This is a genomic window from Pseudonocardia sp. DxW (assembly GCF_058448985.1).
Window position 1 is genome coordinate 120679 of sequence record NZ_JBZFLK010000013.1, and the last position, 19934, is coordinate 140612.

19 protein-coding genes are annotated in these 19934 nt (G+C 74.9%); 8 read left to right on the forward strand and 11 right to left on the reverse strand.

The genetic code is table 11. The features are described 5' to 3' along the window. Window positions 1-15: 15 nt before the first annotated feature. The 5 genes from ACVJO7_RS20925 to egtA all read right to left on the reverse strand — a co-directional run bounded on the left by ACVJO7_RS20925 (window position 16) and on the right by egtA (window position 6150). On the reverse strand, window positions 16-1530 hold the full coding sequence (locus tag ACVJO7_RS20925; protein WP_491674286.1) for a serine hydrolase domain-containing protein: 1515 nt from the start codon (window positions 1528-1530) through the stop codon (window positions 16-18). A 36-nt stretch (window positions 1531-1566) separates the two neighbouring features. Continuing rightward, on the reverse strand, window positions 1567-2556 hold the full coding sequence (gene egtD / locus ACVJO7_RS20930) for an L-histidine N(alpha)-methyltransferase (protein WP_491674287.1): 990 nt from the start codon (window positions 2554-2556) through the stop codon (window positions 1567-1569). Window positions 2557-2573: 17 nt separating this feature from the next. Next, the gene (gene egtC, locus ACVJO7_RS20935) at window positions 2574-3335 is read right to left on the reverse strand and encodes an ergothioneine biosynthesis protein EgtC (protein ID WP_491674288.1); all 762 of its coding nucleotides are present in this window, start codon (window positions 3333-3335) and stop codon (window positions 2574-2576) included. Window positions 3336-3337: 2 nt separating this feature from the next. Continuing rightward, window positions 3338-4636, reverse strand: coding sequence for an ergothioneine biosynthesis protein EgtB (gene egtB / locus ACVJO7_RS20940; protein ID WP_491674341.1), 1299 nt, complete (start codon window positions 4634-4636; stop codon window positions 3338-3340). Between the two features lie 110 nt (window positions 4637-4746). Then, window positions 4747-6150, reverse strand: a complete 1404-nt coding sequence (gene egtA, locus ACVJO7_RS20945; RefSeq protein ID WP_491674289.1) for an ergothioneine biosynthesis glutamate--cysteine ligase EgtA — start codon at window positions 6148-6150, stop codon at window positions 4747-4749. Window positions 6151-6261: 111 nt separating this feature from the next. Between egtA and ACVJO7_RS20950 the strand changes: the two genes are divergently transcribed. From ACVJO7_RS20950 to ACVJO7_RS20960, 3 genes are read left to right on the forward strand one after another with little or no spacing between them, the layout of a single operon-like run. Next, entirely contained in the window at window positions 6262-6837 is a 576-nt protein-coding gene (locus ACVJO7_RS20950; protein ID WP_491674290.1) for a TetR/AcrR family transcriptional regulator, read from the forward strand. 35 nt (window positions 6838-6872) lie between these two features. Further along, window positions 6873-7883 carry a dihydroxyacetone kinase subunit DhaK gene (locus ACVJO7_RS20955; RefSeq protein WP_491674291.1) on the forward strand — a complete coding sequence of 337 codons (1011 nt, stop codon included), beginning with the start codon at window positions 6873-6875 and terminating at the stop codon, window positions 7881-7883. Further along, on the forward strand, window positions 7880-8500 hold the full coding sequence (locus tag ACVJO7_RS20960) for a DAK2 domain-containing protein (protein ID WP_491674292.1): 621 nt from the start codon (window positions 7880-7882) through the stop codon (window positions 8498-8500). Before ACVJO7_RS20955 ends, ACVJO7_RS20960 begins: the two co-directional genes overlap by 4 nt. 13 nt (window positions 8501-8513) lie before the next feature. Here ACVJO7_RS20960 and ACVJO7_RS20965 read toward each other — a convergent pair whose 3' ends face one another. From ACVJO7_RS20965 to ACVJO7_RS20975, 3 genes are all read right to left on the reverse strand, one after another. Beyond that, on the reverse strand, window positions 8514-10409 hold the full coding sequence (locus ACVJO7_RS20965; RefSeq protein ID WP_491674293.1) for an ABC transporter ATP-binding protein: 1896 nt from the start codon (window positions 10407-10409) through the stop codon (window positions 8514-8516). Window positions 10410-10618: 209 nt separating this feature from the next. Then, window positions 10619-10828, reverse strand: a complete 210-nt coding sequence (locus ACVJO7_RS20970) for a helix-turn-helix domain-containing protein (protein WP_010240451.1) — start codon at window positions 10826-10828, stop codon at window positions 10619-10621. 320 nt (window positions 10829-11148) lie between these two features. Then, on the reverse strand, window positions 11149-12771 hold the full coding sequence (locus ACVJO7_RS20975; protein WP_344030072.1) for an ABC-F family ATP-binding cassette domain-containing protein: 1623 nt from the start codon (window positions 12769-12771) through the stop codon (window positions 11149-11151). 158 nt (window positions 12772-12929) lie between these two features. On the opposite strand from ACVJO7_RS20975, the gene ACVJO7_RS20980 reads away from it, so the two are divergent. From ACVJO7_RS20980 to ACVJO7_RS21000, 5 genes are all read left to right on the forward strand, one after another. Continuing rightward, window positions 12930-13706, forward strand: a complete 777-nt coding sequence (locus ACVJO7_RS20980; protein ID WP_491674294.1) for an SDR family oxidoreductase — start codon at window positions 12930-12932, stop codon at window positions 13704-13706. A gap of 14 nt (window positions 13707-13720) precedes the next feature. Continuing rightward, the gene (locus ACVJO7_RS20985) at window positions 13721-15052 is read left to right on the forward strand and encodes a lycopene cyclase family protein (protein ID WP_491674295.1); all 1332 of its coding nucleotides are present in this window, start codon (window positions 13721-13723) and stop codon (window positions 15050-15052) included. Between the two features lie 118 nt (window positions 15053-15170). Further along, a complete protein-coding gene (locus ACVJO7_RS20990) occupies window positions 15171-15620 on the forward strand; it encodes a universal stress protein (protein WP_344030078.1) in 450 nt (149 codons plus the stop codon). A 3-nt stretch (window positions 15621-15623) separates the two neighbouring features. Beyond that, window positions 15624-16667, forward strand: coding sequence for an adenylate/guanylate cyclase domain-containing protein (locus ACVJO7_RS20995; RefSeq protein WP_491674296.1), 1044 nt, complete (start codon window positions 15624-15626; stop codon window positions 16665-16667). A 60-nt stretch (window positions 16668-16727) separates the two neighbouring features. Then, the gene (locus ACVJO7_RS21000; RefSeq protein ID WP_491674297.1) at window positions 16728-17642 is read left to right on the forward strand and encodes an arylamine N-acetyltransferase family protein; all 915 of its coding nucleotides are present in this window, start codon (window positions 16728-16730) and stop codon (window positions 17640-17642) included. A 76-nt stretch (window positions 17643-17718) separates the two neighbouring features. Here ACVJO7_RS21000 and ACVJO7_RS21005 read toward each other — a convergent pair whose 3' ends face one another. The 3 genes from ACVJO7_RS21005 to ACVJO7_RS21015 are packed head-to-tail and all read right to left on the reverse strand — an operon-like array spanning window position 17719 to window position 19933. Then, a complete protein-coding gene (locus ACVJO7_RS21005) occupies window positions 17719-18135 on the reverse strand; it encodes a metal-sulfur cluster assembly factor (protein WP_344030085.1) in 417 nt (138 codons plus the stop codon). After that, window positions 18132-18623 carry a Fe-S cluster assembly sulfur transfer protein SufU gene (gene sufU / locus ACVJO7_RS21010; protein ID WP_491674298.1) on the reverse strand — a complete coding sequence of 164 codons (492 nt, stop codon included), beginning with the start codon at window positions 18621-18623 and terminating at the stop codon, window positions 18132-18134. The genes ACVJO7_RS21005 and sufU overlap by 4 nt, the downstream gene beginning before the upstream one ends. A 5-nt stretch (window positions 18624-18628) precedes the next feature. Then, a complete protein-coding gene (locus ACVJO7_RS21015; protein ID WP_491674299.1) occupies window positions 18629-19933 on the reverse strand; it encodes a cysteine desulfurase in 1305 nt (434 codons plus the stop codon). Window position 19934 lies beyond the last annotated feature (1 nt).

Consider the following 19934-nt stretch of genomic DNA (forward strand, 5'->3'; position numbering starts at 1 on the left):
CCGGGCGGGATCGCGTCAGATCGCGCCCAGCCCGACCGCGGCGAGCGTGCCCGCCACGCCCAGGCCCAGGACCAGCCCGATCACCGCGTTCGTCCAGCGGGCGGCGCCACCGGCGTCGTCCCACCCGCGCCAGTGCGCCATCGCCACCCCGAGGCCCGCGCCGAAGGCCAGGCAGCCCAGCATCCAGGGCACGACCAGCCACCAGGACACCCCGCCGCTCATGAAGGCGATGGCCAGGAAGAACAGCCCGCTCCCCGCGGTGCCGGCGAACTCGACCCGGTTCACCCGGCGCCGGTGCCCGGGCCGGCCGCCGAGCGCACCGAACAGCGTGGTCAGGCCGCCGAGCAGCGGGAACAGCGTGCCGACGACGATCGGGAGCCCGTCCCGGACGAGCCCCGCAGTGCCGCCGCCGGAGCCGGGGAACGGCGAGGGAGCCTCGAGCAGTCGCACGGCGAGCGCGTCCACCGGGCGCCCGGAGTTGCCGAACACCACGACCGCGTCGCCGGTGGCCGGCTCGGTGAGCACGGTCGTCCAGGTGCCGGAGACGCCGCCGTTCTTCCACAGCAGGGTGCGCCCGCCGGCGTCGAGCACCTCCCAGCCGTAGCCGATCCGGCCGAGATCGGAGTCGGCGCGCGGCTGCGCGGCGAGCGCCACCGGTGACGACGGGTCGCCGGTCGCGGCCACGTAGCGGACCAGGTCGTCGACGGTGGACCAGACGCCGATGCCGGCGGGCGCGTCGCCCGCGCCGAGCCAGACCGGCTGCGGGCGGCCGGCGAGATCGTGCGAGCGGGCCGCACCGGGCGGCGGCGCGTCGAGCACCGCGGTCCCGGTCATGCCGAGCGGGCCGGCGACGATCTCGTCGACCAGCTGCGGGTACGGCGTCCCGGCGCGCTCGGCGAGCGCGTGACCGAGCAGCGCGCTGCCCAGGTTGGAGTAGTGGTGCTCGCCGCGCCCGGACAGCTCGGCCCGGTCGGCGGCGGCCAGGATGTCCGCGACGTCGTTGCCGTAGGGGTTCGCGCCGACGGCGCCGCGGGCGAACTCGGCGAGCCCGCCCGGGGTCCGCGGCAGCCCGGCGTGGTGGGTCGCGAGCTCGGCGAGCGTGACGTCGCCCGCGCCGCCGGGCCGCCACGGGTGGCCGGGCAGCACGTCCCGGACCCGCTCGTCGGACCGCAGCTCGCCGCGCCGCTCCAGCTCGGCGAGCACCGCCCCGGTGACGGTCTTGGTCACCGAGCCGATCTCGAACGGGGTGGCCGCGCCGACCGGCTCGCCGCGGCCGTCGTCGCCGATCCCGGCGACGGTGACCCGCCCGTCCCGGACGACGGCGGCGACCAGCCCGTGCCGGCCGGCCCCCGCCTCGGCCCGCAGCCGCTCGGCCAGCGCCGGATCGCCGGTGGTCTGCGGGCCGGGCGTGCTCGGCGCCGGTGCGAGCAGCCAGCCGAGCAGCCCGGCGACCAGTGCTCCGGCCGCCGCGGCGGCGAGCGCCCGCCGGGTGCGGACGGCGGGCGGGGACGGAGGACCGGCGGCGACCATGCCCCTACGTTATTCCGTAATTACGTCTGAGCCAAGTCAGATGGCGGTGAGCAGGCTCAGCGCGAACCGCCGGTCCGGGTCGATCCAGCGCCGGGTCGGCTCGAAGCCGGCCGCCGTGACGAACTCGTCGACCACCTCGGTGCGGAACTTGGCGGAGATCTCGGTGGCCATCTCCTCCCCCGCCAGGAAGCGCACGTCCAGGTCCAGTGCCCGCACCCGGACGTGCATGTCCCGGGAGGCGCGCAGCCGCATCTCGATCCATTCGTTGGCGGCGTCCCACAGCGCGACGTGTTCGAAGGCGTCCACCTCGAAGTTCGCGCCCAGCGCGCGGTTCAGCACGTAGAGCACGTTGCGGTTGAACTCGGCGGTGATCCCGGCCGCGTCGTCGTAGGCGGGCACCATCACCGCCGGGTCGGTGGCCAGGCCGGTGCCGAGCAGCAGCTGCTCGCCGGGCGCCAGGACGCCGCGCACGTGGGTCAGGAACTCGTGCCGCGGCCCGGGCAGCAGGTTCCCGATGGTCCCGCCCAGGAACGCGATCATGCGCTTGCCGCCGGGATCGGCGCCGGGCAGCCGGTCGAGGTCGCGGGTGAAGTCCCCGACGACGCCGTGCAGCGCCAGCGAGGGGTAGTCGCGGTGCAGCTCGTCGACGGCGCCGCGCAGCGCCGACTCGCTGACGTCCTGCGGCACGTACCGGCGCAGCGTCCCGGCCGCGGCGAACGCGTCCAGCAGCAACCGGGTCTTCGTCGAGGACCCCGATCCGAGCTCGACGACGGTGTCCGCCCCCGAGGAGCGGGCGATGTCGGCGACCGAGTCGGTGAGCAGCACCCGCTCGGTGCGGAACGGGTAGTACTCCGGCAGCTCGGTGATCTTCTCGAACAGCTCGGAGCCGCGGGCGTCGTAGAACCACTTCGGCGGCAGCTCCTTGGGCCGCGCGGTCAGTCCGCGGGCCACGTCGGCGCGCAGCGCTGCGTCGGCGTCGGCATCGGTGAGGTGGACGTCGAGCTGGATCAGTCCGGGAGTGGACACACTGCTCCTCTTGTCGGTCACCCGCGGGCTCGTGGCCCGGTCAGCGGGTACAGGTCGTGGTGCCCGGGCCGGGCCACCACCAGGTGCCGGTCGGGCACCTGCGTCCAGTCGGGGAACTCGTGGGTGGGCTCGGACGCGACCGTGGTCGCGCCGTCGTGGCCGCGCACGGCCAGCGCGTGCCGCCAGGCCGTCGCCCAGATCGTGGCGCCGTCGGTGAGCAGCAGGTTCAGCCGCGAACCCGGCGCGTCCCGGTCGACGGCCGCGCAGGTGCCGGCGAGCACGTCGGCCGGATCGTCCCCGGCCCGCAGCCGGGCCCGGACCAGCGCCCACAGCACCGCCGAGTCGGTGGGCGCGTCCAGGGTCATCAGGTCGGTCACCGGCAGCCGGGCGGCGGCACCGGCCAGCGAACCCGGCCAGTCCCGGACGACGCCGTTGTGGCTGAACAGCCAGCGCCCGTCGGTGAACGGCGCGGCGGCCGTCTCCACCACCGGCATGCCGACGGTGGCCGAGCGGACCGCGGCCAGCGCGGCACCGGTGCTGGTCGCCCCGGCCAGCGCGGCGAACGAGGTGTCCCCCCACAGCGGGCGGGCGGACCGGACCCGGGCCGGTGCGGCGGAACCCGCCGGGTACCAGCCCGCGCCGAAGCCGTCGGCGTTGATCGTGCCGCCGCCGCGCATGTCGGCCGGCGCGTAGGACTGCCGGAGCAGCCCGTGCTCGGGTTCCAGCAGGATCTCCGCCAGGGTGCGCGGCGGGCCCAGGTACGCCAGGTGCCTGCACACCGTCAGAGATCGGGGCCGGCGTCGCGGGCGAGCCGGAACCCGGAGAAGATCTGGCGGCGCACCGGGTGGTCCCAGTTGCGGAAGGTGGCCCGGATCGCGGACGGATCGGTGCCGAACGAGCCGCCGCGCAGCACCGCGTAGTCGCCGCCGAAGAACACCTCGGAGTACTCCGGGTACGGGAACATCCGGAACCCGGGATACGGGTGCCAGCCCGAGTCGCACCACTCCCAGACGTCGCCGAGCAGCTGGTGCACGCCCAGCGCCGAGGCGCCCGCCGGGTACGCCCCGGCCGGGGCCGGCCGCAGGTGCCGCTGGCCCAGGTTGGCGTGCGCGTCGGTCGGCCCGTCGTCGCCCCATGGGAAGCGCCGCGACCGGCCGGTCGCCGGGTCGTACCGGGCGGCCTTCTCCCACTCGGCCTCGGTCGGCAGCCGCTTGCCGGCCCACCGGGCGAACGCCTGCGCCTCGTGGAAGGTCACGTGCACGACCGGCTCGTCGGCCGGGACCGGCTCGACGACGCCGAACCGGCGCCGCCACCACGTGCCGTCGGCGTCCCGGGACCAGAACCGGGGCGCGGTCAGGTCCTCGGCGATCCGGTGCGCCCAGCCGGCGTCGGTCCACCAGCGCGGGTCGTCGTAACCGCCGGCGTCGACGAACGCGGTGTAGCGGCCGTTGGTGACCGGATAGGCGTCGATCACGAAGGCGGGCAGGTCGACGGTGTGCGCCGGCCGCTCGTTGTCCAGCGCCCACCGCTCGGCCGAGGTGCCCATCTCGAACGGGCCTGCCGGGACGGCCACCTCGGCGGTGTCGTCGACCGGCGCGGCCGGGCGCGGCGGCGGCGGGGCATCGAGCACCGGGGCGCCGGCCCGGAGCTGGTGGGTGGCGAGCATCGTCTCGTCGTGCTGCTGCTCGTGCGCGACGATCATCCCGAAGGCGAAGCCGTCGTGTTCCAGCGGCCGGCCGCGCAGCGGGCTGCGGTGCAGCGCGTCGAGCGCCTTGTCCCGGACCTCGCCGACGTACCGGCGGGCCTCGGCCGGGGTCAGCAGCGGCAGTTCCACCCGGGACGAGCGGGAATGCTGGAAGGCGTCGTAGAGGCCGTCGATCTCGGGGCGCAGCGGTTCCCGGCCGCCGACGTCGCGGACCAGCCAGAGCTCCTCCTGGGAGCCGATGTGCGCGAGGTCCCAGACCAGCGGCGACATCAGCGGGGAGTGCTGTGCCTGCAGCTCACCGTCGTCGAGATCGGTGAGCCGGGTGCTGCGCTCACGGGACCGGTCCAGCAGCGCGGCCACCCGCTCGCGGAGCAGTTCGGGGGTCTCCCCCGGCCCGGCGGGACCGGTGACGTGTGCGGGCCGGGCCCGCTCCGGCGGTGCCGGGTCCGGCCGGGCGGTTTCCGTGCGGGTCACGTCGGACTGGGTCACCTCACACCCTCCTGGATGCGTGCGGGATTCCGGGCCGGGTCGCCGGACGCGTCCGGTGGGACGTCGCCCAGGTACAGCCCCGGGGGGAACGGCACGGCGGTGGTCGCCGCGCCGTCGATCGTGTTCTCCAGCGGGTAGATGTCGTCGGCCGGGCAGCGGCCGCGCAGCACCCGGTGCTCGGTCACCTCGCGCATCCGCGACAGCAGCGGCCCGGGGGCGTCGACCAGCGGATGCCCGCCGGCCGAGAGCACGTCGTGGGCGAGCGGGAACAGCGCCGCCGCGGCGGCGCCCAGCGCCGGATCGGCGAGCGCGTCGCGGGCGGCGGGCACCCACGCGTCCCGGACCGGCGCGCAGATCTCCCGCACCCGGTCGACCACCGCGTCCGACGAGGTCAGCGCCAGCAGCACGGCGGTCGGCAGCGCCCAGTCGTCGCCGGGCTGGCCGTCGACGTAGCGCACCTCCAGATGCCCGTGCGGCCGGACCGGCGGGAACAGCGTCGAGATGTGGTAATCGAGATCCGCCTCGGTCGGCGGCCGCTCCAGGACACCCTCGGCGACCCGGCCGGACACCCAGTCGGCGAACGTGACCCCGGACGGGACCGCCCAGGTGCCGGTGCCGCGCACGCACAGCAGCGGGGTGTCCAGCACCCGCCGCGCCCAGGTCGCGGCCGGATCCGGGTCGGTCACCGGCGGCGGCGCGGTGCGGCCCGGATCGAGGCTCAGCCAGCACGCCTGCCGGGACGACTTCCAGCCGGTGCGCCTGCCGTGCTGGACCGGCGAGTTCGCGAACGCCGCGACCAGCACCGGGCCGAGCTCGTGCAGCACCGCCCAGCGCTGCGCGATCCGGTCCGCCGGGCCGGCGTCCAGGCACACCTGGACCGCGGCGGTCGAGCACATGCCGCTGCGGCCGTGCGGGCCGACCCGGTCGAACACCGACTCCATCGCGGCGTACCGCGGGAGATCGAGCAGGCGCTGCGCCGGGCGGACCGGATCGGCGGCGCGGTCGTGCGGCGCCAGTCCGTGCCGGGCGAGCAGGTGATGGAGGTGCGCCGCGTCCGCGGTGACGTCTCCCACCAGCGGGAACAGCCCGTCCGACGGCGGGCTGGAGATCTCGATCTGGCCACCGGGCTCGACGGTGACGATGCCTCCGGCCGGCAGCGGCCTGCCGTGCGAGGACGGGTTCAGGGCGGGTGGGGTGTGCGCGCCGAGCGCCGCGCGCAGGAGGTCCAGGTCGACCGGCTCACCGGGCCGGTCCGGGTGGTGGAGCATCCACTCGATCTCGACTCCGACCAGGGCCGGGGGCCCGTGCTTGAAGCACACCGACGCCACGTAGGCCTCGGCCGCGGCTCTGCTGCGGAGCCGGCCGTCCCCCCGTGCGACGCTCTCGTCGTCCGCTGTCACCACGACGACGCTACCCCCGCCGGGTGACGGTCGCAGGTCGCCGAGAGGGTAAGCGACGCCACGTCGCGTCACTCCCCGGCAAGCCGGACAAGCGTACGGAATACTGGGGTCATGCCCCGCGTCAGCACGGACCAGCTCGCCGCCCGGCGCAGGCAGATCCTGGACGGTGCCCGGACCTGTTTCGCCGACCACGGCTACGAGGGCGCCACCGTCCGCCGTCTGGAGCAGTACACCCGGCTGTCCCGCGGAGCGATCTTCCACTACTTCCGGGACAAGGAGGCGCTGTTCCTGGCGCTCGCCGAGCAGGACGCCACCCGGATGGCCGACGTCGTCGCCGAGCAGGGCCTGGTGCAGGTCATGCGCGACCTGCTCGACGCCGACTCCGACCGCAGCTGGCTCGGCACCCGGCTCGAGGTCTCCCGGCGGCTGCGCACCGAGCCGGATTTCCGGGCCCGCTGGCAGGAGCACTCGGTGGCGCTCACCGCGGCCACCCGGGCCCGGCTGGAACGGCAGGCCGCCGCCGGCGCGCTCCGCGACGACGTGCCGGTCCCAGTGCTCGCGCAGTACCTGGAGCTGGTCCTGGAGGGGCTGGTGTCGCACCTGGCGATGGGCCTGCCCACCGACGACCTCGACGCCGTCCTGGACGTCGTCGAGAACGGGGTCCGGGCGGTCACCCACACTCCCTGATGCGGTCCGGCGGCACCGCCAGCATGATCGGGTGCATGCCGTTCCCGTTCCATCCCGCCGGCGACGACCCGGTCCCGGCCGCCGTCCGCGGCTTCGCCAGGGCGCACCCCGACCTGGTCGAGCTGCACACCGATCCCGTCCACCTGGTCGCCCGCAGGCGGTCCCCGCAGCGCCGGGTCGGGCTGGTGTCCGGCGGCGGTTCCGGGCACGAACCGCTGCACGCCGGGTTCCTCGGCCGCGGCATGCTCGACGCCGTCGCCCCCGGCGCCGTGTTCACCTCCCCGCACAACAAGGCGGTGCTGCACGCCTCCCGGGCGGCCGCCGGCCCCGACGGCGTGGTGCACGTGGTCAAGAACTACACCGGGGACCGGATCAACTTCGGGATCGCCGCCGAGCGGCTGCGGATGGAGGGCATCGACGTCCGCCGGGTGCTGGTCGACGACGATCTCGCCACCGACGGCCTGGACACCGCCACCGGCCGTCGCGGGACCGGGGCGACCGTGGTCGTGGAGAAGATCCTCGGCGCGGCCGCCGACACCGGCGCCGGCCTGGACCCGCTTGCCGAGCTGGGTACCGCCGTGGTGGCCGCGTCGCGCAGCCTGGCCGTCGCCTCCCGCGCGCAGAGCTCGGCCCGCACCGGCGAGCCGGCGTTCACGCTCGACGGCGAGCTCGACTACGGCGTGGGCATCCACGGCGAGCGGGCCCGGCGGTCGATCCCGCGGCCGCCGACCGACGAGCTCGTCGGCCGGATGCTGGACGAGATCGTCGGCGGCCTGCCGGACGGGGACCCGGCCGCGGTGCTGGTCGTCAACGGGTTGGGCGGGACCTCCCTGCTGGAGCTGTACGTGCTGGCCGAGCTGGCGTCGGCCGGCCTGGCCGAACGCGGGCTGGAGCCGGCCGGGCTGCTGGTCGGCACCTTCGTCCCGGCCCTGGACATGGCCGGGTTCTCGCTGACCGTGACCCGCCTTCGGCCGGACTGGATCCCGCTCTGGGCCGCCCCCGCCGAGACCCCCGCCTTCCCGCGCGCCACCACGGAGGACCAGTGAGCCGACTCGACCAGGACGCCGTCCTCGACCGTTTCGCCCGCGCCGTCGAGGACGGCCACGCCGCGCTCACCGATCTCGACCAGCACTCCGGCGACGGCGACTTCGGCGACAACCTGCGGGCCGGGGTACGGCAGGCGGTGCGGCTCGCCGAGGGCCGCCGGCGCGGGTTCGCCGCGCTCGGCGAGGTGTTCCTCGACGAGGTCGGCGGCACCAGCGGGCCACTGCTCGGGCTGCTGTTCACCGAGATCGCGCGGGCGCTGGGGACCGTGCAGTCGGCCGACGGCGATCTCGCCGCGCTGACCTCCGGTGCCCGGGACGGGCTGACCGCGATCCAGCGGGTCGGCGAGGCCCGCGAGGGGGACCGGACGCTGGTCGACGCGCTCGCGCCCGCGGTGAGCGCGCTCGGTCACGGCTACGCTGCCGCGGCGACGGCGGCCCGGGAGGGCGCCGAGCGGACCGCCGACCTGACCGCGCGGCACGGCCGGGCGTCGTACCTGGGTGAGCGGGCGCGGGGCAGGCCGGATCCGGGCGCGGTCGGGGTGGCCCTGCTGTTCTGGGTGGTCGCGACGGTCGCCGAGCCGGACGCGGCGGCGCCGAACCCGCTGGACGGCGTCTGAGGCCCGGGCCGGGTCAGCGGGTCGTCGGCGCCGTCTCCGGCGCGAACTGGGTCCGGTGCAGGGTGGCGTACCGGCCGCCCGCGGCCAGCAGCTCGTCGTGGGTGCCGGTCTCCACGACCCGGCCGGCCTCCAGCACCGCGATCCGGTCGGCGGCCCGGACGGTGGACAGCCGGTGCGCGATCACGATCGCGGTCCGCCCGACGAGCGCCTCGGCGAGCGCCTCCTGCACGGCGACCTCGGACTCCGAGTCCAGGTGCGCGGTGGCCTCGTCGAGGATCACCACCCGCGGCCGGGCCAGCAGCAGCCGGGCGATCGTCAGCCGCTGGCGCTCGCCGCCGGAGAGCCGGTAGCCCCGCTCGCCGACGACGGTGTCCAGGCCGTCCGGCAGCGCGGCCATCAGGTCACCGAGCCGGGCCCGGCGCAGCGCGTCGAGCATCTCCTCGTCGGTGGCCTCCGGGGCGGCGTAGCGCAGGTTCCCGCCGATCGTGTCGTGGAACAGGTGCCCGTCCTGGGTCACCATGCCGACGGTGCGGCGCAGCGTCGCGAAGCCGAGGTCCCGGACGTCGACACCGGACAGCTCGACGGCGCCGGAGTCGACGTCGTAGAGCCGCGGGACCAGGCCGGCCAGCGTGGACTTGCCCGCCCCGGAGGTCCCGACCAGTGCGAGCAGCCCGCCGCCGTGCACGTGCAGGTCGATGCCGTGCAGCACCTCGGTGTTGATCCGCCGGTCGAGGACCGCGACCTCCTCCAGCGACGCCAGGGACACGTCGGCGGCGTTCGGGTAGGTGAACCGGACGTCGCGCAGCCGCACGTCCACCGGCCCGTCCGGCAGGGTCCGCGGGCGCTGCGGCTCGGTGATCGACGGGACCAGGTCGAGCACCTCGAAGACCCGCTCGAACGCGACGAGCGCGGTCATCACGTCCACCCGGGCGTTCGCCAGCGCCGTCATCGGCGTGTAGAGCCGGGTGAGCAGCAGCCCGAGCGCGACGACCGTGCCGGCCGGGATCTGCCCGGTCACCGCCAGGTAGCCGCCGAGCCCGTAGATCAGCGCCTGGGCCAGCGCGGACACCAGCTGCAGCGCGGTCACGAACAGCCGGGACACCATCGCCGACCGGACGCCGATCTCGCGGACCCGGGCGACCTGCCCGCGGAACACCCCCGCCTCCTCGGCCGGGTCGCCGAACAGCTTCACCAGCGTCGCGCCGGGGGCGGAGAACCGCTCGGTCATCTGGTTGCCCATGGTGGCGTTGAGCTCGGCCGCCTCCCGGCGCAGCTCGGCCAGCCAGATGCCCATCCGGCGGGCGGGCAGCACGAACACCGGCAGCAGCAGCATCGCGAGCAGCGTGACCTGCCAGGCCAGGCCGAGCATCACGGCGATCGCCAGCACCAGCTGGATGGTGTTGGCCAGCACCGTGGACAGGGTGCTGGTGATCGCCGTCTGGGCGCCGATGACGTCGTTGTTGAGCCGGCTGACCAGCGCCCCGGTGCGGGTGCGCGCGAAGAACGCCAGCGGCATCGCCTGCACGTGCCCGAACACCGCGACCCGCAGGTCGGCGATCAGGCTCTCGCCGAGCCGGGCCGAGAACCAGCGGCCGGCGAGCCCGACCACCGCCTCCAGGACCGCCATCCCGGCGATGGCACCGGCGATCACGATGATCACCCGGGCAGCGTCCGGGATGTCGTTGGCGGCGACGATCGTGTTGACCACCCGCCCGGCCAGCAGCGGGGTGAGCACGCCGATCACCGCGGTGACCGTGGTCAGGGCCAGGTAGCCCGCCAGCCAGCGCCGGTAGGGCCGGACGAAACCCCAGATGCGGGGCCAGGTGCCCTGCGCGATGGAGCCGCGGCGGATGGACTGTGAGTCCGCTCCCCGGATGACCCCGCGCATCAGGGTGAGCGGGCGATCCAACGATGTTCCCCTTCGCCGGTGGTGGACGGCGAGGGTTCACGTTACGACGGGGATGATCCGCCGGCGCGCCGGCTGTGCCCGGTCCGGCCGTCGGGCCGGGTCCCGGCGTGCGACGACGCCGTACCGGGGCCGTGTCGGGCCCGGTCGGCGTCGCCGGTGGTCGTGTGCGTCCGTACGGTCCGCCCGCTGCTCGACGGACCGGTGGACGGCTACTTCTTCTTGGTGCGGGTGGCCCCGCCGCGACCGCGCAGGGTGACCCCGGTCTCGGAGAGGACGCGGTGCACGAATCCGTAGGACCGGCCGGTCTGCTCGGCGAGCGACCGGATACTGGCGCCCTTCTCGTACTTCTTCTTCAGATCGGCCGCGAGTTTCCCCCGCTGCGTCCCGGTGATCCGGGCGCCCTTCTTCAGCTCGGCCATGGGCCCTCCTCATCCCCACCGCGGATGCCCCCGCGGACCGCCGCATCCGGCGCGACGATCAGGCCATGATGATCCAGATGATGATTTCTGGCCAGAACGCGGAAAACGCGATCGGTGAGCGGTTACCCCGAATGGCGCACACGCTTCGGTGACCAGTCGGGAGTTCGTCCGCCCACCAGCAGAATGGTGTCACCCGTTGGAATCCATCTCGCACCATTCCGGCCGTTGCCGGTCACGGAGCCTCATCAAGATCGACGATCTTGGTGCTCCGGACGGGTGATCACGGGCCCGTGCGACGACCGGTCGGCCGACGCGCCGGTTCAGGCGAGCTGGACGAGCTCCAGGTAGTCGGCCGACCAATGGTCCTCGGTCCCGTCCGGCAGCACGATCACCCGGTCCGGCTCCAGCGCCTCCACCGCGCCCGGGTCGTGCGTCACCAGCACGACGGCGCCCTCGAACCGGCGCAGCGCGTCGAGCACCTGCTCGCGGCTCGCCGGGTCCAGGTTGTTCGTGGGCTCGTCGAGCAGCAGCACGTTCGCCGCCGACGACACCAGCCCGGCCAGCGCGAGCCGGGTCCGCTCGCCACCGGACAGCGTGCCCGCCGGCTGGTCGAGCTGCTCGCCGGAGAACATGAACGAGCCGAGCAGGGTGCGCAGCTGCTGCTCGGGCGAGTCCGGCGAGGCGTGCCGGATGTTGTCCCAGACCGACGCGTCCATGTCGAGGGTGTCGTGCTCCTGGGCGAAGTAGCCGGTCCGCAGCCCGTGCCCGGGCACGACCTCGCCGGAGTCGGCCGCCTCGGTGCCCGCGAGCAGCCGCAGCAGGGTCGTCTTGCCCGCGCCGTTGAGGCCGAGCACGACCACCTTGGTGCCGCGGTCCACCGCCAGGTCGACGCCGGTGAACACCTCCAGCGAGCCGTATGCCTTGGTCAGCCCCTCCGCGGTGAGTGGGGTCCGGCCGCACGGGGCCGGGGTGGGGAACCGGATCCTCGCCACCCGGTCGGCCTGGCGCTCGTCGTCCAGCCCGGCGAGCAGCTGGTCGGCGCGCCGCGCCATGTTCTTCGCGGCGACCGCCTTGGTGGCCTTCGCGCCCATCTTCGCGGCCTGCGCGTGCAGCGCCGACGCCTTCTTCTCCGCGTTGGCGCGCTCCCGGCGGCGGCGCTTCTCGTCGGTCGAGCGGGCCTCCAGGTAGCGCTTCCAGTCCATGTTGTACTGGTCGGCCTCGCCGCGGGTGGCGTCGAGGAACCACACCTTGTTGACGACCGCGGCCAGCAGGTCGGTGTCGTGGCTGATCACCACCAGGCCGCCCTCGTGGTTCTGCAGGAACGAGCGCAGCCAGGTGATCGAGTCGGCGTCGAGGTGGTTGGTCGGCTCGTCGAGCAGCAGCGTGGTCGCCGACTGCGAGCCGCCGTCGGAGGCGGCGAACAGGATGCGGGACAGCTCCACCCGGCGCCGCTGCCCGCCGGACAGCGTCCGCATCGGCTGGGCGAGCACCCGGTCCGGCAGACCGAGGTGGGTGCAGATCCGGGCGGCCTCCGACTCCGCGGCGTACCCGCCGAGCGCCGAGAACCGCTCCTCCAGCCGCCCGTACTCGCGGACCGCCTTCTCGTTCTCCGGGCCGTCGACCAATTCGGCCATCGCCGTCTGGGCCTTCTCCATCTTCGCCAGCAGCGTGTCCAGGCCGCGAGCGGACAGCACCCGGTCCTTCGCGGTGATCGACAGGTCGCCCTCGCGCGGGTCCTGCGGCAGGTAGCCGATCGGCGAGTTGGAGCGGACGTCGCCGGAGTAGGGCTCGCCCTCCCCCGCCAGCACCCGCATCGAGGTCGTCTTCCCTGCGCCGTTGCGGCCGACCAGGCCGATCCGGTCGCCGGGCTGGACCCGCAGATCCGCCCCGGAGAGCAGGATCCGCGATCCGGCGCGGAGTTCGAGGGCGTTCGCGGTGATCACGTGGAAGGGCTCCAGACGGAGTCGTCGGGGTGGGCGCTGAGAGTTCGGGAGCGACGGGGCGGGCACACGGGTGCCCGGCGACACCGGCTACTCGATCAGGACCACTCCGCCAGGCTACCGGCCCGGGCGACCCGTTTCCCCACGTAGGGTCGGCTCCCATGACCGATCTCACCTTGTCCGGGCGGACCGCCCTGGTCACCGGCGGCTCGCGCGGCATCGGGTACGGCATCGCGGCGGGCCTGCTCGCCCGCGGCGCCTCGGTGACGATCACCGGCCGGCGCGAGCCCGAGCTGGCCGCGGCCGCCGCGGCGCTCGCCGACGGGATCGGCGGCGACCGGTCGCGGGTGCTCGCCGTGCCGGGCAACGCCGGCGACGAGGACCACCGCGCCGAGGTCGCCGACCGGACCGTCGCGACGTTCGGGTCGCTCGACATCCTGGTCAACAACGCCGGGATCAACCCGCAATACGGCCCGCTGGTCGACGCCGACCTGGCCGCGGTGCGGAAGATCTTCGAGGTGAACGTGGTGGCCGCGCTGGGCTTCGTGCAGCAGGCGCACCGGGCCTGGATGGGCGGGCACGGCGGGTCGGTGGTCAACGTGGCCTCGGTCGGCGGGCTGCGGCCGACCGGCGTGATCGGCGCCTACGGCGCGTCCAAGGCCGCGCTGATCACGCTGACCGAGGAGCTGGCCGGGCAGCTCGGGCCCGGGATCCGGGTGAACGCGGTCGCCCCGGCCGTGGTGAAGACCCGCTTCGCCGAGGCGCTCTACGCGCACGACGAGGAGGGCCTCGCCGCCGGCTACCCGATGAAGCGGCTCGGGGTGCCCGCCGACGTCGCCGAGGCCGTCGCCTTCCTGGTCTCCGACGCCGCGTCCTGGATCACCGGCGAGACACTGCGGATCGACGGTGGCAGCCTGGTCTCCGGCCGGCACGTCTGACGGGAGGGTTCGGGGTGCGCACCGAGGCGGGTGACGGGGCCGGGACCGGCCCGGTTCTCGACGTGCTCGTACTGGGCGGCGGGCCGGCCGGGCGGGCGCTCGCCGGGGCCTGTGCCGGGCACGGCCTGCGGACCGCGCTCGCCGATCCCGCACCGGACCGGCCGTGGGACGCCACCTACTGCGCCTGGCCCGAGGAGCTGCCCGCCGACCTGCCCCGATCGGCGGTGGCGGCCCGACCGCGGGCCCGCGCGGTGCTGCCCGGCGGCACCGCGCGCGACCTGGGTGCCTACGCCGTGCTGGACACCGCCGGCCTGCGCGACCACCTGGACTCCCGGCTCGGCGCGGTCACCGTGCTGACCGGGCGGGCCGACGCCGGGGACGTGCGCCGCACCGGCGACCGGTACCGGATCGCGCTCCGGGCGGCGGGCGGCGGGTCCGGGAGCCCGGCGAGCACCGGCAGTTCCAGCGCGGACCCGGCGGGCACCGGCAGCGGGGGTGCAGCGGCCACCAGCAGCGCGGGCGCGGCGGCGCCCGTCGTCGACGCCGCACTTGTCGTCGACGCGACCGGCGCCCCGTCCCGGCTGCGCCCCCCGGCCGGCCCGGCGACCGAGCAGACCGCCTACGGCGTCGTCGTCGGCGAGGACGCCGCCCGGCCGGTCGTGGCACCGGGCGAGGCGGTGTTCATGGACTGGCGCTCCCCCGCCCCCGCACCCGCACCCGGCTGGACCGACTGGCCGACGTTCCTCTACGCCGTCCCCTACGGCGACGGGACGGTCCTGCTGGAGGAGACCTCACTCGCCCGCCGGCCCGGCCTCCCGCTGGCCGAGCTGCGCGAACGGCTGGCCGCCCGGCTGGCCGGGCTCGGCGTCCCGGTCCCCGGCGACGCCCCGGTGGAGCGGGTCCGGTTCCCGGTCGACTCGCCGCGGGCCGCGGCGCATCCGGTGCCGTTCGGCGCGGCGACCCCGCTGGTGCATCCGGCGACCGGGTTCAGCGTCGCCCCGGCGCTGCAGCTGGCCCCCGCGGTGGCCGCGGTGCTGGCCCGCCGGCTGCCGGACGGCCCGGACGCGGCGGCGGCCGCCGTGGCGGCGCTGCTGTGGTCACCGTCGGCGCGGATGGTGCACCTGCTGCGCCGGCACGGCCTGCGGACCGTGCTCGACCTGCCCGCCCGGCTGGTGCCCGGCTTCTTCGACGCGTTCTTCGCCGGGCGCAGCGGCCGGGCCTTCCTCACCGGCCGCGACGACCTCGGCGGGACGCTGGCCGGGATGGCGGGCGTGTTCCGGGCCGCGCCCGCGCCGGTCAAGGGACACATGCTTCGTTCGGCCGTACGGCTTCACCCGGTCGGGTGATGACCGGCGGCCGTGCCGATCGGTTGAGCGGGGTACCGGTAGTAACATCGGGGTACTCAGCGTCGAGGGGCCGCCCGCACCGGGCGGGTGCGGTCCCGCTCCCCATCGGAGGCTGCCCATGCCCGCATACAAGACCATCGTCGTCGGGACCGACGGCTCGTCGACCTCGTTCGCGGCCGTCGAGCGTGCGGCCGGGGTTGCCGCCGACAGCGGCGCCACCCTGGTCATCGTCTCCGCCTACACCCCGGCCAGCCGGGAGGACACCGCCGCCGCCGAGGACGCGCTGAAGGACGAGGCGTACCTGGTCACCGGCTGGACACCGGCCGAGGAGGCGCTGCGCGAGGCCGCCGACCGGGCGGCCGCGGCCGGCGCCCGGAACGTGACCACGCACGCCGAGGACGGCGCCCCGGTCGACGTGCTCCGCAAGGCCGTCAAGGACCACCACGCGGACCTGCTGGTGGTCGGCAACCGCGGGCTCAACACGTTCTCCGGGCGGCTGCTCGGGTCCGTCCCCGCCGACGCCACCCGGCGCGCCGGGGTGGACGTGCTCGTCGTGCACACCACCTGATCCGTGTCCGACGAGCGTCCCCCCGAGCGCAGGCCGCTGCCCGATCCCGCGCAGATCGACTGGAGCGAGATCGAGGCACCCGTCCTCGACGAGTTCATCCTCGGCGCCCCGCGCGAGTTCACCCGGGACGAGCTCGTCGAGGCCACCGGGCTCGACCCGGAGGAGTCCGGCCGCCTGTGGCGGGCGCTCGGCTTCCCCGATCCGGACCCGGACGACCGCGTCTTCACCCGGGTCGACCTGGAGGCGGCGCGCAAGGTCGTCGACCTGACCCGCGAGTGGCTGCCCCAGCACGGCCCCCGGGAGGCCGTCGCCCGGGCGATCGCCCAGTCGCTGTCCCGGCTCGCGGAGTGGCAGGTCGGGATGCTCGCACAGGTGGCCGCCGCGCACGTCGGCGAGCTGACCCCACGGGACGCCGCCCGGCTCGCCGCCGAGGTCCTCCCCGAGCTGGAGAGCCTGCAGTCCTACGTCTGGCGGCGGCACCTCGCGGCGACCGCGGTCCGGTGGACGGCGGGCGCCCAGCGCTCCGACACCGAGCTGATCTCCGCCGACACCTGGCCGCTGTCGGTCGGGTTCGCCGACATGGTCGGCTTCACCCGCACCACCCGCCGCCGGTCGATGGCCGAACTCGGCGAGATGATCGAGCGGTTCGGCGCCGTCACCAACGAGGTGATCGCGAACGGCCGCGGCCGGATCATCAAGACCGTCGGCGACGAGGTGCTGTTCGCGACCGAGCATCCCGCCGACGCCGCGGCGATCGCGCTCGGGCTGCGCGACCGGGTGCGGACCGAGCCGTCGCTGCCGTTGCTGCGGATCGGGATCGCGCACGGGATGGTGCTGGCCCGCTACGGCGACGTCTACGGCGAGGTCGTCAATGTCGCCGCCCGGCTGACCTCCGAGGCCCGCCCGGACACCGTGCTGGTGGACCGGGAGATGCACGAGTCCCTGCGCGACGATCCCCGCTTCGACCTGCGGCGGATCGCCACCCTGCACACCCGCGGCTACACCCACCTGCGCGCCTGGGCGCTGCGCGGCGCCCGGGAGCGCTGAGGTCACCCGCCGGGGACCGCAGTTGACCTCAACCCCGGTTCAGCAGACAGGGTCGCCGGTATGACCAGCACCCCGGCGGTCCGGCCGGCCGCATCCGGCACATCCACGACGAGCCCGGCGCGCGCTCCTGACGGCCCGCCTGCCGACGAGCTGCCCCCGGACGTGGTCGCGTACCTGGACCGGATCGGTGTCGCACCGGGCCCGCCCGACGTCGCGCTGCTGAGCCGGATCGTCCGGGCCCACGTCGCGACGATCCCGTTCGAGAACCTCGATCCGTTCACCGGGACCGAGCCGCCGGTCGAGCGGGCCGGCATCGTCGCGAAGCTGGTGCACGGCCGCCGCGGCGGCTGGTGCTTCGAGCACAACCGGCTGCTGCACGACGTGCTCGGCGACCTCGGGTACCGGGTCACCCCGCTGGTCGGCCGGGTCCGGCTGGGCCTGCCCGACGGCGCACCGCCGACGATGCGCACGCACCGGCTCACCCTGGTCGAGACAGCGGGGGCCTCAGGGGGCTCCTTCGTCGCCGACGTCGGTTTCGGCGGCACCGTTCCCTCGGAGCCGCTGCGACTGGTCAGCGGCACCGCCCAGCCGACGGCGCACGCCGAGCACCGCTTCCGGACCGACGGCGCGGGCACCTGGACCCAGCAGCGGCGCGGCGGCGGGGAGTGGCTCACCCAGTACACCTTCGACCTGACCCCGGTACCGGACATCGACTACGCGATGGGCTCCTGGTACCTGACCCACCATCCGGGGTCGCACTTCCGGACCGGGCTGGTCGCCGCGTACTCGGGCGCCGACCGGCGCGCCACGCTGGCCGGGACCCGCTACACGCTGCGCCGGACGGACGGCCGCACCGAGGAGCGGGAGCTCACCACATCGGCCGAGGTGATCCGGGTGCTGGAGGCCGAGTTCGGCATCGACACCTCGGGGGTCGCCGGACTGGAGCAGCGGATCCGCACCGCCCACCTCGGCTGAGCCCGCTCATGCCACGAGCGGGCCACCCGCGGCGGTGATCGCCACGGGAGGCCCCGCTCGTCGGGGGTGCTGCGGGTCAGACCCGAAAGCCGAGGGCGCGCAGCTGCTCGCGGCCGTCCTCGGTGATCTTCTCCGGGCCCCACGGCGGCATCCAGACCCAGTTGATCCGGATGTCGGAGACCAGCCCGCCGTCCGGACCGGCGGTGAGCGCGGAGCGGGTCTGCTCCTCGATCACGTCGGTCAGCGGGCAGGCGGCGGAGGTCAGCGTCATGTCGATGACCGCCGTGTCGCCGTCCCGGTCGATGCCGTAGACGAGACCCAGATCGACGACGTTGATGCCGAGCTCGGGATCGACGACGTCCTTCATCGCCTCCTCCAGCTGGTCCTGGGTGGCGCCCTCGGCCGGGGCCGCAGGCGGCTCGGGCATCCCGGCCGCCCCGCGGACGACGTCGGTGTCCTGCTCGGTGGTCTGCTGCTCGGTCGTGTCGCTCATGCCGGAGATCCCTCCGTCGTTGATGCCGCCGCGTCGGCGGTGTCGATCGTCGCGTCGGTGCGGGAGACCGCGTCCTTGAACGCCATCCAGCCCAGGAGAGCACACTTCACCCGGGCCGGGTACCGGGCGACGCCGGCGAAGGCGACGCCGTCGCCGATGACGTCCTCGTCCGGCTCGACCTTGCCGCGGCCCTGCGCCATCTCCTGGAACGCCGCCATGACCTTCCACGCCTCGCCGACCGGCCGGCCGACGACGAGATCGTGCAGCACCGAGACCGATGCCTGGCTGATCGAGCAGCCGAGGCTCTCGTAGGACACGTCCCGGACCACCGTCGCCGTGTCGTCCAGGGTGACCCGCAACGTCACCTCGTCCCCGCAGGTCGGGTTCACGTGGTGGGTCTCGGCGTGGTAGGGGTCGCGCAGGCCGGACCCGTGCGGGTCGCGGTAGTGGTCCAGGATGATCTCCTGGTACATCTGCTGCAGCTGCACGTCGGTCACACCGTCCCGAAGAACTTCTGGGCGGCCCGGACCCCGTCGGCCAGCGCCTCGACCTCGTCGAGCGTGTTGTACACGGCGAACGAGGCGCGGGCGGTGGCCACGATCCCGTAGCGCCGGTGCAGCGGCCACGCGCAGTGGTGCCCCACCCGGATCGCGATCCCGCGGTCGTCGAGCACCTGGGACAGGTCGTGCGCGTGGATGCCGTCCACCACGAACGACACCGCTCCCCCGCGCCCCTGCACCGAGGTGGGTCCGACGATCCGCACACCGTCGATCGCGGACAGCCGGTCGAGTGCGGCGGCGGTGAGCTCCGCCTCGTGCGCGGCGACCGCGTCCATCCCGATGTTCTCGAGGTAGTCGACGGCCGCGCCGAGCCCGACCGCCTGCGACGTCATCGGCACGCCGGCCTCGAACCGCTGCGGCGGTGCCGCGTAGGTCGAGCCCTCCATCCGCACCATCTCGATCATCGACCCGCCGGTGAGGAACGGCGGCAGCTCCGCCAGCAGCTCGCGCCGGCCGTACAGCACGCCGACGCCGGACGGGCCGAGCATCTTGTGCCCGGAGAACACCGCGAAGTCGACGTCGAGCGCGTGCAGGTCGACCGGCATGTGCGGCACCGACTGGCAGGCGTCGAGCACGGTCAGCGCGCCGACCGCGCGGGCCCGGCGGACCAGCTCGGCCACCGGGGACACCGCCCCGGTCACGTTCGACTGGTGGGTGAAGGCGACGACCTTCGTGCGCTCGGACAGCTCGAGGCCGTCGAGGTCGATCCGGCCGTCGCCGGTCACCGGGTACCAGCGCAGGGTCGCCCCGGTCCGCCGGCACAGCTCCTGCCAGGGCACCAGGTTCGCGTGGTGCTCCAGCTCGGTGGTGACGACCTCGTCGCCGGGGCCGAGCGCGAACCGCTCCGACTCCGGGCCGAGACCCTCCCGGACCGAGGCGTTGCCCATGCCGTAGGCGACCAGGTTGATGCCCTCGGTCGCGTTCTTCACGAACACGACCTCGTCGTCGTCCGCTCCGACGAACGCCGCGATACGCGCGCGGGCGGACTCGTAGGCGTCGGTGGCCTCCTCGGCGAGCTGGTGCGCGCCCCGGTGGACGGCCGCGTTGTGCCGTTCCAGGAACGCCCGCTCGGCGTCGAGCACCTGGCGCGGACGCTGCGACGTCGCGCCGGAGTCGAGGTAGACCAGCGGCCTCTCCTCGCGCACGGTGCGCGCGAGGATCGGGAAGTCCGCCCGGATCCGGGCCACGGTGTCGGCGTCCAGGCCGCCCGTGGTCCCGGTTCCGTGGGTGAGGGTCATG